The sequence below is a fragment of the Sphingobacterium sp. LRF_L2 genome, from assembly GCF_965644235.1.
GTDB lineage: Bacteria > Bacteroidota > Bacteroidia > Sphingobacteriales > Sphingobacteriaceae > Sphingobacterium.
Map to the genome: position 1 here is coordinate 82346 of NZ_CBFFRI010000006.1, position 16515 is coordinate 98860.

Below are 16515 nucleotides of genomic sequence, written 5' to 3' on the forward strand. Positions count from 1 at the left end.
ATTTGATTTTTTCAATATGGAAGAGACTCGCTTTCTTTTAATAGGAGACCGATCTGCTCCCGCATATCTATGCTAGAAAAGGATGTCATGACACCGCATAACGGTTTTTTGTGTTAGAGCTGTTATATTAGTAATCCTAACCATGCGTCATGCAAAGAGGGAATAACTTTTATAAAACATGAAGAGAACCACGATTTTATCCTTGGCTTTGTTAGCCCTTTACAGTTGTCAGCCTAAGCCTGCAGCGGAGTCCAATGAGACAAATGATGCGAATGCCCCGTTACATTTATTAAAACCGGAATATCCTGTCCGCTATGGTGAAACGACGTTGGACAGCATTAAAGCAGATATGGATAAAGTCTATGGGTATCTGGAACGTGTTACACCCGCGGCCTTGGAATCTAAAACGAATAATGAGGTCGTCGCAGATTTGGAAAAAATAGATACAGCTACCGTTTTCAAAAAGGGAGATTTTCGCTTGATCAGTTATGAATGGGGAGTGACGTATGGAGCGATGCTGCGCGCTTCCGAAGTGACGAAAGACAATAAATTTTCCGAGTACACTCACAAACGATTGGAGTTTGTTGCAGATGTGCTACCAAAATTTAGAGCGTTGGAAGCGGAACACCCTGGTTATCGTTCTCCGGTACATTCAGTCATTCATCCAATGGCATTGGATGATGCGGGAGCAATGTGTGCTGCGATGATCAAAGCACAACAGTCCGGCGTACTCAAGAAGGATATTAAAGGAATTACAGACAATTATGTCGATTACATACTCCATAAAGAGTTTCGGTTAAAGGATGGGACTTTGGCCAGAAATAGACCACAGCCTAATACGCTTTGGTTGGATGATCTCTACATGAGCTTGCCGGCCTTGGCGCAAATGGGGAAATTTACCGGCGATGCGAAATATTTTGATGAAGCAATTAAACAGTTTTGGTTGTTTACAGAGAAAATGTTTGTGCCCGAGAAAGGGCTTTATCGGCATGGTTGGGTGGAAGGTATGGATCCTCATCCTGCTTTTCACTGGGCAAGAGCAAACGGATGGGCACTGCTGACGAAAGTCGAATTACTGAATGCACTTCCGGGCGAGCATCCCGCTCGTCAAGCTTTGCTTGATCAGTTTAAGAAGCATGTAGCAGGACTTGCACCGCTGCAACACGGAACAGGTTTCTGGCATCAGCTTTTAGATAAAAATGATTCTTATTTGGAAACATCAGCGACAGCAATATATGCGTATTGTATTGCGCGTGGTATTAATGCAGGTTGGCTGGATCCAAAAGCATATGGACCGATGGTGCTCCAGGCTTGGAATGCTGTACATACCAAAATTAACGTCGATGGACAAGTCGAAGGAACATGTGTGGGGACGGGAATGGGTTTTGATCCCGCATTTTACTATTACCGTCCTGTGAATAAATTTGCGGCACATGGGTATGGTCCTGTCTTACTCGCTGCGGCCGAAGTCTATCAATTGTTGGCTGATAAAAAGTATGTCATCAACGACAGCTCTGTCCAGTTTTAGAAAAGCTGGATTCGATTGAGGCATTTAAATGGCTTTCGAAAGTGACAAAGGTGTAATATGGTTAAAAAAGGATACATTCGACACGACGATGTATCCTTACAAAGAGCTTATCTACCCTGCTCGCATCCTGTTGTCATATGACATTCTCTTCTAGGTTAAATACATAAAGACAGTTACAGCCTTTTGGTTAGCTTAGTACATAGACTTTACGTGGATGTCCGCATACTGGTTAAGGGTTTCGTATATATGGCCTCTAGAGGCCATTGAAAGTGTATTTCTGTAGTCTGACATCGAAACGATGTCAGACTACTTTGCTTCGGACGCAGGAGAGATCATCTCAATGTATATGTACACTGACTCCATGTATAAGTACATTGCGCAAAACTCCATGTAGTTTTCTAACAATTACATGAAGTTCTTTGCCAACTCCATGTAGTTTATGATTTTGTACATGTACACTGGCTCAATGTATAAGTACATTACGTATAACTCCATGTAGTTTTCTAACAAGTACATGAAGTTCTTCGCTAACTCCATGTAGTTTATGATTTTGTACATGTACACTGGTTCAATGTATAAGTACATTACGTACAACTCCATGTAGTTTTCTAACAAGTACATGAAGTTCTTTGCCAACTCCATGTAGTTTATGATTTTGTATATATACATTGGCTTAATGTACATGTACAAAATGGGGTTTTTGAAGAAGCTGACTATTTTTGTTAATTTAAAATTAAAATAATGTTAACAAAATTTGATGTTGATTAACATTGTGTTGTGCTAAATTTGAGGAAAATAACCGATTAAGATATAGTGTAATGAAGTTAAGAAGATATTTTTTTCCAGTCCTTTTCACCATTTTGTCCGTGATTTCCTGTTCAAAGGACGACAGCGTAGAGACAGAAGAAAGCGGTGAAACGATTACAACAGCAGAAGCTATCGCAATCCAATCGATAGTGACAGCCGGTACAGCAGAGGGCAATACGGCAGACGGGGCAGATGAAGATGACCTTTTGGCGAATTCTTCTTTCCCTTCTGTGGTAAAAATTACATTTGCTACGGGCAGCGCCACGGTAGATAACAGTATTTCCGGGGTAACGGTCACGACGAATGGCGCCGATGTAACGGTAAATTCCACGGCCACGGGGGTGTTGTTTGAACTGGCAGGAACCACAACAGATGGAACATTCAAACTCTATAGTGAGAAGAAATATGAGTTACTGCTCAATAACGTCAATATCACAAATAATGACGGTCCAGCTATTAATATACAATCCGGTAAAAGAGGTTTTGTGGTGCTTGCGGAGGGCTCGACAAATACATTGACCGATGGAACGACATATACGGCAAATGCCACAGAAGATCAGAAGGGCACATTTTTTAGTGAAGGGCAACTTATCTTTTCGGGGACGGGGAGCCTGCAAGTAGCCGGAAATAATAAACACGGCATTGTCAGTGATGACTATGTGCGTATTATAGAGGGAGCCATCACAGTGACTAAGGCTGCGTCAGATGGTATACATACCAATGATGGAATATTTGTGGATGGTGGAACACTCGTTATCAATGCGGACAGTGATGGTCTAGAGGCTGAAGAAGGTGGGATTATCATCAATGATGGATCACTTACCATTAAAGTCGCAGATGATGGCATTGTCGCTTCCTATGAAGAAGACGATAGCAGTATAGATCCATTTGTGACGATCAATGGTGGAGATATCACGATTGAAACGACAGGAACAGGCGGTGAAGGTATCGAGAGTAAAAGTACGCTTACAATTAATGGCGGAAATATTTATGTGAAAGCCATCGATGATGCGATTAATGCGGGTACGGCAATTTATATTAATGGCGGAAATATTGTAGCCTATAGTACGACAAATGATGGTATTGATTCGAACGGGACGCTAACAATAACTGCAGGACGCGTTTTGGCAATTGGAGCCAAAAGTCCTGAAGCGGGATTCGATTGCGATCAGAATACGTTTAAAATTACGGGGGGGTTGGCCATTGGTTTGGGAGGTAGTACCAGCACACCAACGGCAAATGCATCGACACAAGCATCTGCGATTCTTGCTGGAGCGAATGCAAACACTATCTATAGTATCTTAGATAGCGATAATAAAGAGATTCTGACTTTTCAATCGCCGGTGAGCTTTAGTACATTGGTGGTCTCCAGCGGGCAATTCGTTGTTGGAAGTAGCTACAAATTGGTTTCTGTTTCATCTGTGAATAGTGCTTCCAATTTTAATGGACTTTACCTTGGCGGATCTTTTGTCGATCCAACGGTGTCGAAGACCTTTACACTTTCTTCTTTGGTCTCTAATTTAGGCGGAAGCTCTGGCATGGGCGGAGGACGCTAAGATTTTTTATACACTGGATAGAATCGCCACCTGCTTTTTCCGAATACTATAGGCTCTTTCATCGGAGATCCGCTAAGTTATGGAAAAGTGAGGTGGCTTTTTATTGATTTTATAGTTGCCTGAGTGGATAAAGCTTAGTGGAATAAGGGTAGAAACTTTTCCGCACAGCATCTATATTTTTCTGTATATTGCAGGGAATAGATCTTGTAATATATGCCTTTTAAACCAGATAGATACACCCATATCCCTTACCGTCGCTGTGGGAGAAGTGGAATACAACTACCCGCTATTTCCCTCGGTCTTTGGCAGAACTTTGGCGATACTGACGATAAAAATGTCTTTCGGGAAACCTTGATAACAGCTTTTGATCAGGGGATCACTCATTTTGATTTAGCAAATAATTATGGTCCTCCGCCAGGATCTGCTGAGCAGAATTTTGGCGATATTTTGCGATCGGATTTTGCTGGATTCCGTGATGAACTCTTGATCTCTACGAAAGCAGGTTACACCATGTGGGATGGTCCCTATGGCGATTGGGGGAGCCGAAAATACCTTTTGTCTAGTTTGGACCAAAGTCTCAAGCGGATGCGACTAGACTATGTCGATATCTTTTATCACCATCGTCCAGATCCGAATACAGCACTCGAAGAGACAATGACAGCCCTTGATGCAGTGGTACGACAGGGAAAGGCTTTATATGTTGGATTGTCCAATTATCCTCCTGATCAAGCCCAAAAAGCAATTTCATTATTACGGGATTTGGGGACACCCTGCCTCATTCATCAGCCAAAATATTCTATGTTAGTCCGTACGCCAGAGGAGGGTTTATTGGATGTGCTGGAAAAAGAGAAAGTTGGTTGTATCGCTTTCTCTCCGTTGGCACAAGGTCTATTGACAAATAAGTATTTGCATGGTATTCCTGCGGAATCGCGCGCAACGAAAGAACACTTTTTAAAAAGTGCCACCATCACAGCAGAGCTGCTTGGAAAATTGCGGCAATTAAATGAACTCGCTTTGCAACGAGGACAGTCGCTTGCTCAAATGGCAATTGCCTGGTTGCTAAAAGACGAACGGGTCACTTCCGTTTTAGTGGGAGCACGAAATAGCGAACAACTGCTGGACTCCTTGCGAGCGGTTTCCAATACGGATTTTGAGGAGAGGGAACTAAATACTATCGAGGAAATATTGGCGTAATTATTTCAACGTATGCATGTTTTTGTAGAGAAAATACGAAAGGAGCTGCAAACTTTAGGAACAGCTGAAGGACAGGCCGCAATACAGCGTTTTCATAAAGAAGAGGTGAAAACATACGGGATTTCAATATATGCATTCTGGAAATTACTAAATTTTGAATAAATAACCTGTTCAGGCTGGTCTGAATAGAGAAATAGTTTAAAAAATATAAATTTGTGTTATGGAAACAGCAAACAAACTTCGCCACGAACAGATACAGTATATTGAATTTTTGTCGAAAGATTTAGCGCGAGCAAAGGCGTTCTATGAAAATGCCTTCGGCTGGAAATTTACCGATTATGGCCCCGAGTACACTGCATTTGAAGGCGAATATGTGGATGGCGGATTCACTGCTGGGGAGCCAAAAAATGGCAGTATATTGGTAGTCTTATTTTCTGCAAATCTAGAAGATAGTAAAGAGAAGGTGATTCAGGCTGGCGGTATTCTTGTTCAGGATATTTTTAGCTTCCCTGGAGGAAGACGATTTCAGTTTACCGATCCAGATGGTTACGAACTTGCTGTTTGGGGGCTTTAATGATCGCCTAAAAACTTTAAATCTCGAAAAACTATTTTCATACGAAGCTCCCTGATGAATGGGGTGTTCAGCTATGAAAGCCTGTATCTAAGCCTCATTGATACAGGCTTTCTTTATAAGAGTTGCAAATTGTGTCAGTTTACCCTGGATTATGTAAATGATGGGCTGTGCTACGATAGGAGGAGTAGATTTTGGCATGAAATGTACCTTAATCTTGCATTGGGATTTTTTTAGAAACATGACAGTACAGGTTGCCGAATAGCGGGCTTCTTTCTATATTAATCGTGCAATTGTGAACTAAATTATAGAACAAGTCTCATCCTCCTATGGTGTCTATAGAAAAAAATCTGTTTGGCTTTCTTGGCGTAAAATTGTTATTTGTTATTGTTTTATCGACTTTAATTCATACAGGTCGTGCACAACAGCTTGATCAATTGCTGCTCGATGCAGAAGTGGTGCAGAAGAAACAGGTGCAAGAAAAATTATACCTTCACTTGGACAAGCCGTTGTATACCGTGGGCGAAACCATTTGGTTTAAAGTGTATTGTGCCGTAGGAATTGAAAATCTATTGTCTAATTGGAGTAAGATAGTTTATGTAGAGCTTATTGACCCAAAAGAAAGGAGATTGGCCCGATTGAAAATTCCATTGGTATATGGACTTGGTATTGGAGATATAACCTTGCAGGACACATTGATTGAGGGATCTTATCGCTTGCGAGCCTACAGTAATTGGATGAGGAATGATGATGAACAGTTTTTCTACGATCGTACCTTGCAAATTAGTAACGGACGATCCGATCAAGTAAAGACAATAACAAGTCGTAAGGTAGAGGGAAGCAACCAGCGGTATCAAGTTGAATTACGTGGTTTTAATGGCATTACTTTGCCAAATACAGATGTTGATATAACCTTTGCACAACCCAATAAAAAGCTGCAGAGAAAGAAGTTGCAGACAGACGAATGGGGTAAGTTTTCGTTTCTTTTGGATACTACAGATACGGAGTCGGTTATTTCCTATTCCTTTACGTCTCGGGAGGGACGTATGCTTACGAAAGTCCTGAAGCGGGAACAGCATGAAAACAGAAGACTGGTTGAAGTATTTCCAGAAGGAGGAAAGCTAGTCATGGGACAAATGAACCACGTGGGGATAAAAGCTTGCACTGGACAAGGGCTAGGGATTAAAACGAAAGTGATTTTTTTCGCAGGAGATGATAGCTTAGCTACGGCGGAAAGTAACAGTTTAGGAATGGGAGCCACCTCTTTCTATCTTGACCCTACGAGGAAACTACGCGCTATTGCCGAATTTGAAGATGGAACACAACAACAAGTGGATTTGCCCGAATCGCGGCAGTCAGGCTATACGCTACATGTGGATGAATCAAAAAATACAGGCGTATGGGCACATCTTCATTTGTCTAAAGATCTAGTCAATCACGAGACGATTTACTTTGTTGTGCATCATGCAGGGAAAGTATATGCCCGGACGCAGGCGTTGGCGGATCGTAATACATTAGACTTTTTTGCAGAGACTGACACCCTACCCAATGGGGTGTTGACCTTAACAGTATTCAATGCACGATTGATTCCTATCGTCGAACGTCCGTTTTTCCATTATGATCCAAAAAGGGAAGCACCTTTAAAGATACAGGTTGATAAGGATACCTTCTCTACGCGCGAAAAGGTGACTGTTCATCTTCGTTTGGAACAACCGGAGGGGAAAGGATTGGCAGCGGCCATTTCGGCGAGTGTTGTTCAACTTGATAAAATTGATCATTCCTTGCTAACAAATGCAGCAACTATTCAATCGACTTTGTTGTTACACTCGGATGTCAAAGGCTTTATAGAAAATCCGGGTTTCTATTTTTCAAACGACTCCATAAAAAAGACGGATTTAGCGTATCTGATGTTAACACAAGGATGGCGTAACATAGATTGGCTAACCATAGATACCAATCGCCATCTGAAGTATAAAAAAGAGGAAGGACTGACTATTAGTGGTTATACAAAAAAATTGGGACGTAGTACCCCGGAGATTGGTGCTACTGTAAGGCTTTTTCCGAAAATTAATCTGTCGAATTATAAACAGACCATTTCAAACAAAGACGGGTATTTCATCTTTGACGATTTGTTGTTTTGGGATAAGAGGGGTTATATACTGTCAGCCAAGGATGCAAAAGGAAAAAATAGAATAGATATTATTCTAGAAGAACAAGAAGTGCCAGCTTTCGGTCCCAACAGGAATAAAGCTATGGAAATAAATGATGTCAACACATTGTTCCAAACAGATGTGCAGGAAGCACAACTGTATTTTGCACAAATGGAACGTGTGGGCGCTATGGATGGTGCCATTTGGATTGATCCTGTAGTGGTGGAGCGACGAGCGAACAAAGCTGCACCAAATTCTCAGAATTTGAATAAACCTGGACATGCCGACTATGTCTACAATGAGACCGATTTTAAAGAATACAATTCGCTATCGGGGTTTATCTGGGATCGACTTTTTGGTATTATAAAATGGGATGATACAGAACAAATTCCATCGTATGCTGCTTATCTCGTTGATGGAAGAGAAGAGGATGCTGGAACTGTCGAGAGTATTCCCGTAGATGCTATTGCCAGTATTGAGGTTTTGCGGAGCGAAGTTTACACGAGTATCTATCGAGGATATACTGTTAGCGGAAGTGATGGTCTAATTTTTATCATTACGTCGAAACCTGTTCGTGAAGCTATGAGCAGAACTGCAACTCAAACAGGCCGGATTGAGTTTAATCCAGACGGGGTTCATATCAACAAGAGTTACTACAAGCCTACCTATGAAACCACCAGCGACCGATCGAAGTTTAGTGATTTACGGCGGACGATTCATTGGGAACCTAGTCTTGTCATTAATACTTCTGGTGAGACTGCATTCGATTTTTTTACGGCTGATGAAGCCGGTACTTACCTCATTGTAGTGGAAGGGCTAGATCTTAACGGCGGCATTGCGCGGAAGATAAAAAGCTTCGAAGTACGATAACCTGCTTGCGAGCAATATTTGATTGTTTTTTAAAATAATCTATAAAAATAGTAGACTATTTTAAAAATTTATATATTTGCACTATCGTATTCCATTGGCGTTGGTAGCGACTATATAAAATATTCAGCATTGAAAAATAAGTATTCCGATGAACTATATTGAAAATAACCCTTTACCGTCCTTTACACTTTCTAGTTTAAGCTCTACCTCGTTCGCTTCTTGGCGAATGTGTCATTGCTAAAATCAATACCTGTTTGAAGCAGGACTCCTCATTAAAATCAACTAAACAAACAAGTTCTCAATTGGCGTTGGCACTTGTCAATATTTACTACTAAACAAATACAGATTATGAAAAGAACGAGGATACTTCGGTATGCTACGTATTTATTGTTATATACAATAAGTGTTTGCGCAGATCAAGCCTTGGCGCAAGTAGAAACAAAACCTATCATTAACGCATCACTTACAGGTAAAGTTATTGATGCACAAACAAAAGAACCTATAGAAGGAGTTACGGTACAGCTACAAGCCGTGACACATAGCGTAAAAACAGACCGTAATGGAAATTTTCAATTTGTTACTGGCCAGAAGCTACCCTTTACATTGACACTTTCCTACTTAGGCTATACTTCTAAAACGATTGTTGTTAACACTTCGCCTACCCTTATTGAGCTGGAACAAAGTACAGAAAATCTCGATGAAGTCGTGGTTGTAGGCTATGGTGTTCAGAAAAAACGTGATATCACTGGTGCGGTAACCAGTTTAAAAGAAGCCGATTTCAACAGAGGTGCAGCTGTGACTTCGGTAGAACAACTGTTACAAGGTACTTCTGCTGGCGTGAATATACAACAGTCGAGTTCAGAACCCGGTGGAGGGGTGAATGTCCGCATTCGTGGAAACAACTCTATTAATGCAGGATCGAGTCCTTTATATGTAGTCGATGGATTGCCTATTGACAACTCGACTAATCTGACCTCCTCCTCGGGAGAAGGGGGAATTGCCAACAATCTGGTCGCTAAAAATCCGATCAACGCGATCAATCCCAACGACATTGCCTCTATAGAAGTATTGAAAGATGCTTCGGCAACTGCGATTTATGGCTCTAGGGCAGCAAATGGCGTTATCTTGATTACGACAAAACGAGGAGCTAAGGGGCAACGTAGACTCAACTATTCTCTTAATGGTGGTGTACAATCCATTGCCAAAAAGATCGATATACTCAACACCAGCGAATACATTGATGTCATTAATCAGCTAGCTGCTGAGAAAGGGCAGTCACCCGTGTTTGATGCCGATGCCATTGCGGAAATTGGCGCAGGGACGGATTGGCAGTCGGCTATTCTCCGTAAGGCTTCCATACAAGACCATAATATCTCTTTATCTGGTGGTGATGAGGGATTAACATATTTTACTTCACTAAACATTACTTCGCAGGATGGTATTGTGCGGAATACGGGAATGGATAGGTATGCGGGAAGAGTTAATTTAGAAAGCCGTTTTGCTACCAAAGGGAAATTTGGCGTCAATATTAGTACAAGCCGTATCCTGGATAACAACGCTATTGATGGAAACAGCATTAATGAATCTGCAGGGCCTATCAATTCGGCATTATTGTATGACCCTACCGAGAAGATCTACAACGATGATGGCTCATTTACACAATCATCTTTTTTGACAATCAACAACCCATTAAGCTTAATTGAAGGAATAAGCAACGAGAGTGCGACGAATCGTACATTGGGAAATCTTTTCCTCGAATACGAATTGATTAAAGGTTTGAAGGCTAAAATCAATGTTGGAGCAGATCTCTTATCACAACGTCGGGATATTTTCAACAGCAGACTTACCATCCGTGGGGCAGCACAAAACGGGATTGCTAATATCGCTAGCCTAGAGAAAAGAGACATCTTGGGTGAATATACCATGAACTACAATACCTTGCTGGGGGATAAAAATACCTTGGACGTACTTGGAGGTGTTACGTATCAAAATTTCCAAACGAAAAGATTCGTGGGCTCTATTGGCAATTTTCCTTCTGACGATTTGGAAACGAACAACCTAAGTTTGGGCGATATTGCTACCGCATCACTAAGCAGCGGAAAGGCAGATAATACATTGCTGTCTTACCTGGGGCGGGTCAACTATACGCATAATGAAAAGTACTTGTTGACGGCTTCTTTTCGTGCGGACGGCTCTTCCCGTTTTGGTGCAGATAACAAATACGGTTTTTTCCCTTCCCTTGCTGCAGGCTGGTTACTATCAAACGAATCTTTTATTCCAGAGCTATTCAATAATTTGAAATTGCGTGCCAGCTGGGGAGTAACCGGCAATCAGGATATCGGAAACTATAACTCGTTACAAACATATACGACAGGTGGAACATTTGTGTCGGGAAGTTCGTTGTATGTAGGTACTTCTCCATCCCGTATAGGAAATAGAAATTTAAAATGGGAGTCTACAGCGCAGGCAGATATTGGCGTCGATGCCTCGATCTTTAAAAATCGTCTGAACCTAACGATTGATTATTTTGTAAAAAATACCAAAGATATGTTGATTGAGCTCCCTCTTCCATCTGGGACAGGTTACAGCTCGATACTGTCGAACATAGGATCGATGGAAAACCGGGGAATCGAGTTGTTCGTGTCTGCTGATGTAATTCAAAATGAGAAATTTCGTTGGACCTCTTCGATCAACTTTACCCGTATTAGGAATAAAGTGACAGATCTTGGGGATATCAAAAGCATTATTACGGGCAATGCCTCTAATATCGGAAATGTAGCTATTATTACCGAAGGGCAGCCTGCTTTTGCTTACTATGGGTATAAGGTGACGGGTATTTTTAAGGATGCGGAGGAAGTTGCGAATAGTGCGCAAAAATCGGCTAAGCCTGGTTATCCCATCTTTGAAGACGTTAATAAGGACGGGGTGATCAATACATCGGATCAGCAAATTATTGGAAATCCATTTCCAGATTTCACATACGGCTGGCGGAACGAATTTAATTATAAGGATTTTGGATTGAGTTTTCTTTTACAGGGACAAAAAGGGGGGGATGTACTGAATGGAAATATTTTAGAAAGTATGTATCCAAGCAATTATCGTAGAAATATGCTACGCGCTACCGTTGAAGATCGTTGGACGACAGAAAATACCGATGCGAAATGGCCATCAGCACTGGAACCGACTTCTTACGGCGGAGGAAAGGTAAATACCCTGGCCTTACAGGATGCATCTTATTTACGCTTAAAATATGTACAGCTGAACTATAATGTGCCTTTGCGATCAACAAAAGCAGTTCGTCAGCTACAGCTTTACTTATCTGCACAGAACCTCTTTACCCTAAGTAAATATATTGGTTATGATCCAGAAGCAAACGCCTTAGGTACAAGCAGTGCCCGCGTAGATCTTAACACTTATCCGCTCGCTCGGGTTTGGGCAGCGGGAATCAATGTCTCATTTTAATCAACTGTTGTCATCATGAAAATTTTTAAATATACAAGTATCGTTTTATGTTCTTTATTCTTGAATGCATGCAGTTCATTGTTGGATGAAGAGCTGTATTCAGAGTTAAACGACAATTACGCGAATTCGACGGAAGGTTTACAGTCCCTATTGACTTCAGCCTATGGAAATGCCCAATTGCGAAATTATGCCTACTTTTTTACTTCGGGAATGACATCCGGAGAAAATTGGAATGAGTACGGCGCTATTGAAGCGAATTTTACACCTTTATGTAATTTTACTTGGGATAGTAATCATGCCTATTTTAGTAGTACCTGGAAGCAGCTGTATAGTGTGATCCGGGACGCAAATCTTATCCTGAAAAATACAGCAGGTTCTTCGGATCAAGAGCAGTTGATCGCTGAGGCTAAATTTCTTCGTGGTCTAAGTTATTACGTGTTGCACGACTGGTTTGGACGTTTACCTTTATACAGTAGTCCAGATGACGACTACTACCTCGCTCGATCCACAGAAGAAGAAACTATCGCATTTATTGAAAAAGATCTACGTGAAGCAGCATCCGTACTACCTGTGGAACAATCGGTATATGGTAAGGCCACAAAAGGAGCCGCGCTGAGTTTTCTTGTAAAATTATATTTGAATACCAAACAATGGCAGAAAGCTGTTGATGCAGCGAATGAGGTTGTCGCGTTGCAGCACTATACTCTTTTTGCAGATTATACGAAATTGTTCTTGATCGAAAATGAAGGTAATGATGAGATTATCTGGACAATTCAATCTACTCCGCAGCTTGGAAATCCTTTTGTTGCGAATACGTTTCCGACAGATTATCCTCATTTACCTAATCAAACGATCTATGCATCCCGCGTTTATCTCTATGACGAATTTGTCAACTCTTTTGCTGCCAACGATAAACGACGTGAATTGATTATAACCTCTTACACGAATACGAGCGGGGTGTTCACCCAATTGCTCGGCAACAACCGTTCTTATCCTGGCAAATATGAATTTGACAAAGATGCAATAGGGGCATCTTATGGCAATGATGTTCCTGTTATACGTTATGCAGATGTTTTGATCAGTAAAGCCGAGGCTTTGAATGAGTTAGAAGGCCCTACATCCGAGTCGATCGCGCTTGTCAACCAAATTCGAAACCGGGCTGGATTGGTTTCTTTAGCGCCCGGAGATTTTACCAAGGACAGTTTCAGAACGCAAATATTTAAAGAACGAAATTGGGAATTTTGGTACGAGCAAGCAAGGCGTAGCGATCAGCTTCGACAAGGCACATTTATCTCTGGCGCGGTACAGCGAGGGAAGACTGCGGCGAAGGCTCACCATGTTTTATTTCCAATCCCACAGACGGAGATCGATGCGAATCCAAACCTGATACAAAATGAGGGCTATTAAAAACTAGAAATCCAAAGACGAAAAAGGAATAAATACAGCACTATGAAAACAAGAATATTTAGTAAAAAATCGATCGCATTATTGGCATTGGCGGTGGGGTTGGTTCAATTCGCTTCTGCTCAAAGAAAAGACGGGATTGAACGACCGAATTTCATTCTCATTTTTACAGATGATCAGGGCTATGGCGATCTCGGAACTTATGGTAATCCTACGATAAAAACGCCAAACATTGACCGTTTAGCGCTGGAAGGACAGAAGTGGACAAATTTTTATGTAGCAGCTAACGTTTGTACCCCTTCGCGAGCAGGCTTGCTAACTGGGCGCTTGCCTATTCGTAGTGGTATGCAGGGGGAAAAGAAGCGTGTTCTTTTTCCTGACTCTAAAGGCGGCCTTCCATCTTCCGAAATCACTATCGCCGCATTGCTTAAGCAAAAAGGGTATCATACGGGAATCATAGGGAAATGGCACCTTGGAAGCCAGCCCCAATTTTTGCCCACTAAACATGGTTTTGACTATTATTACGGTATTCCTTATAGCAACGATATGGATCGGGTAGATTCAATTCCATACGTAAAAGCAATCACAGAACCCAAGAATGAATATTTCCAGGTGCCTCTTTTACGAAATGAGGAAGTTATAGAGAAACCTGCTATCCAAAATACGCTTACGGAACGTTATACCAAGGAGGCTGTCGCCTTTATCGCTAAAAATAAAGGTGAACCTTTCTTTCTTTATCTAGCCCATTCTATGCCGCATGTTCCTCTTTTTGCAAACGATAAGTTTAAGGGGAAAAGTGCACGAGGCATCTATGGCGATGTGATCGAAGAGATCGATTGGAGTGTTGGTGAGATCGTAGAAGCGTTGAAAAAGCAGGGGCTGGATAAAAATACCTATGTGGTATTTGTGTCGGATAATGGACCTTGGAAGATATTCAAGGAACTTGGTGGTTCTTCTGGGCCACTCTATGGCGCGAAAGGAAACAGTTATGAAGGCGGGGTACGTGTGCCAGCTATTTTCTGGGGACCGGAGCGTGTAAAACCAGGGCAAGTGACAGAAATAGGTAGTACGTTGGATGTGTTGGCGACTTTTGCGCATTTAGCACACGCTAATTTGCCAAAAGATCGCGTGTATGATGGCTACGATCTAACGCCTGTCCTTTCTGGTAAAGAACAAAAGAGCCCTCGGGAAGAGATGTTTTATTACCATGCGTCACAGTTGGTGGCCGTGCGTAAAGGAGCTTTTAAACTTTCTTTTTATAGCAACAGTGAATTTGCTTATCCTGATCAATTGAGCAAGACCGAGCAGCCGAAGCTTTTTAATTTGAATGAAGATATTGGGGAAGCAAATGATATCGCAGAGAAATATCCAGAGCTGGTGAAGGAGCTTATAAAATTAGCGGAAGATCATAGCAAAACTGTGGTACCTGTCATTAGTCAATTAGATATTCCTTAAAATTGAATGCGATGAAAAAAATTCAGGTAGTCTTTCTTTTTTTGCTGTTTGTGCATATCGCAGTTTCACAACAACGAAAACCGAATATCTTATTTATTGCTTCGGATGATTTGAATGTAGACATGCATGTTTTTGACGATCCATTTGTCAAAACGCCGAATCTGGATCGATTGTTTAAGTTAGGGGTGCGATTTGATCGAGCGTATTGCCAATACCCTTTGTGTTCTCCAAGTCGAGCGTCTCTAATGACGGGGCTACGTCCCGACAAGACCAAGGTGAAGGATTTGTTTACATTCTTTCGGGATACGTTACCCGATGTGCTCACGCTTCCCCAATTGTTTAGAAATAATGGTTATTTCACCGGTCGGGTGGGAAAAATATATCATTACGGGGTGCCAGCTCAGATCGGAACAAATGGACAGGACGATTCTTTGTCTTGGGATGTACGGGTAAATCCTATTGGTGTCGATAAGCTACAGGAACAAAATATTACGAATTACACGCCGTCGACGGGGCTGGGAGCGGCTTTGTCTTTTTGGGCGACGTCAGAGCATGATGAGGAACATACGGATGGTAAAGTGGCGATCGAAGCAGCTAAACTGTTGCAACAGCATCAGAATGATCCTTTCTTTCTCGCTGTGGGATTCTTTCGCCCACATACACCTTATGTAGCTCCCAAAAAATATTTCGACCTCTACCCTTTAGATAAGATTCAACTGCCAGAAGAGCGTACCGACGATTGGGCAAACAAGCCGATTGCGGCCAGATTTACCCAGGTAGATCACAGTGGACTTTCTGTGCAACAGCGAAAAGAGGTAACGCAGGCTTATTATGCTGCGGTGTCTTTTATGGATGCTCAAGTCGGTAAACTGTTGGATGAACTGGATCGGCTCGGGCTTACCGAGAATACGATCATTGTATTTTGGAGTGACCATGGTTATGCTTTAGGCCAGCACGGACAATGGATGAAGCAGACGCTTTTTGAACATACAGCGCGTGTGCCTTTGTTGATTGCGGCACCTCAATTGGCGCAGCAGAAGCGGACATTGAGCTCTGTAGAGCTTATCGATATTTATCCAACTTTAGCCGAGTTGGCGGGTTTATCCATTCCTTCACATGTTCAGGGAAAGAGCCTTTTGGAGATTTTGAAAAGACCGGAACTTACGCTAGATAAACCGGCTTATACGCAGATCGATAAAAATGTGAAGCAAAAAGCCTGGTATAAAAATATTGATCGGGATATCCTGGGACGTAGTGTGCGCTACAAACAGTGGCGTTATACAGAATGGAATGAAGGACGTGATGGTGCCGAGTTGTACAATTACGAAAATGATCCGAATGAATTTACAAATCTTGTAAATAATCCTGATTATGCTGAAATTGTAGAGGAATTAAAGGAATTGCTGACCGCCCAATGGAAAAGAAGCGTAACGGAATAATGGAAGTGGGAGCAGAGCAATCCCTTGATAAAAATAACGGGCTATATAATATAGTATATGAAATGTCCATGATTGCAGA

General features: G+C 41.8%; 10 protein-coding genes. All 10 read left to right on the forward strand.

Going from position 1 to position 16515, the window contains the following annotated elements:
- Positions 1-178: 178 nt before the first annotated feature.
- Positions 179-1528: a glycoside hydrolase family 88/105 protein gene (locus tag ACSZOX_RS13255; protein ID WP_437920496.1), complete on the forward strand. Its 1350-nt coding sequence runs from the start codon at positions 179-181 to the stop codon at positions 1526-1528.
- 818 nt (positions 1529-2346) lie between these two features.
- Positions 2347-3891, forward strand: a complete 1545-nt coding sequence (locus ACSZOX_RS13260) for a carbohydrate-binding domain-containing protein (RefSeq protein ID WP_437920497.1) — start codon at positions 2347-2349, stop codon at positions 3889-3891.
- 213 nt (positions 3892-4104) lie between these two features.
- Positions 4105-5085 (forward strand): aldo/keto reductase, encoded by a 981-nt coding sequence (locus ACSZOX_RS13265; protein ID WP_437920498.1) that lies wholly within the window; start codon positions 4105-4107, stop codon positions 5083-5085.
- Between the two features lie 12 nt (positions 5086-5097).
- Complete coding sequence (locus ACSZOX_RS13270) at positions 5098-5247, forward strand: hypothetical protein (RefSeq protein ID WP_437920499.1); 150 nt, start codon at positions 5098-5100, stop codon at positions 5245-5247.
- 58 nt (positions 5248-5305) lie between these two features.
- Positions 5306-5659 (forward strand): VOC family protein, encoded by a 354-nt coding sequence (locus ACSZOX_RS13275; RefSeq protein ID WP_437920500.1) that lies wholly within the window; start codon positions 5306-5308, stop codon positions 5657-5659.
- A gap of 326 nt (positions 5660-5985) precedes the next feature.
- The gene (locus ACSZOX_RS13280) at positions 5986-8676 is read left to right on the forward strand and encodes a hypothetical protein (RefSeq protein WP_437920501.1); all 2691 of its coding nucleotides are present in this window, start codon (positions 5986-5988) and stop codon (positions 8674-8676) included.
- Between the two features lie 348 nt (positions 8677-9024).
- The gene (locus tag ACSZOX_RS13285; RefSeq protein ID WP_437920503.1) at positions 9025-12138 is read left to right on the forward strand and encodes a SusC/RagA family TonB-linked outer membrane protein; all 3114 of its coding nucleotides are present in this window, start codon (positions 9025-9027) and stop codon (positions 12136-12138) included.
- A 15-nt stretch (positions 12139-12153) separates the two neighbouring features.
- Positions 12154-13545: a RagB/SusD family nutrient uptake outer membrane protein gene (locus ACSZOX_RS13290; protein WP_437920504.1), complete on the forward strand. Its 1392-nt coding sequence runs from the start codon at positions 12154-12156 to the stop codon at positions 13543-13545.
- A gap of 42 nt (positions 13546-13587) precedes the next feature.
- Positions 13588-14997 carry a sulfatase family protein gene (locus ACSZOX_RS13295; protein WP_437920506.1) on the forward strand — a complete coding sequence of 470 codons (1410 nt, stop codon included), beginning with the start codon at positions 13588-13590 and terminating at the stop codon, positions 14995-14997.
- Positions 14998-15008: 11 nt separating this feature from the next.
- The gene (locus ACSZOX_RS13300; protein ID WP_437920507.1) at positions 15009-16436 is read left to right on the forward strand and encodes a sulfatase; all 1428 of its coding nucleotides are present in this window, start codon (positions 15009-15011) and stop codon (positions 16434-16436) included.
- Positions 16437-16515: the final 79 nt, after the last annotated feature.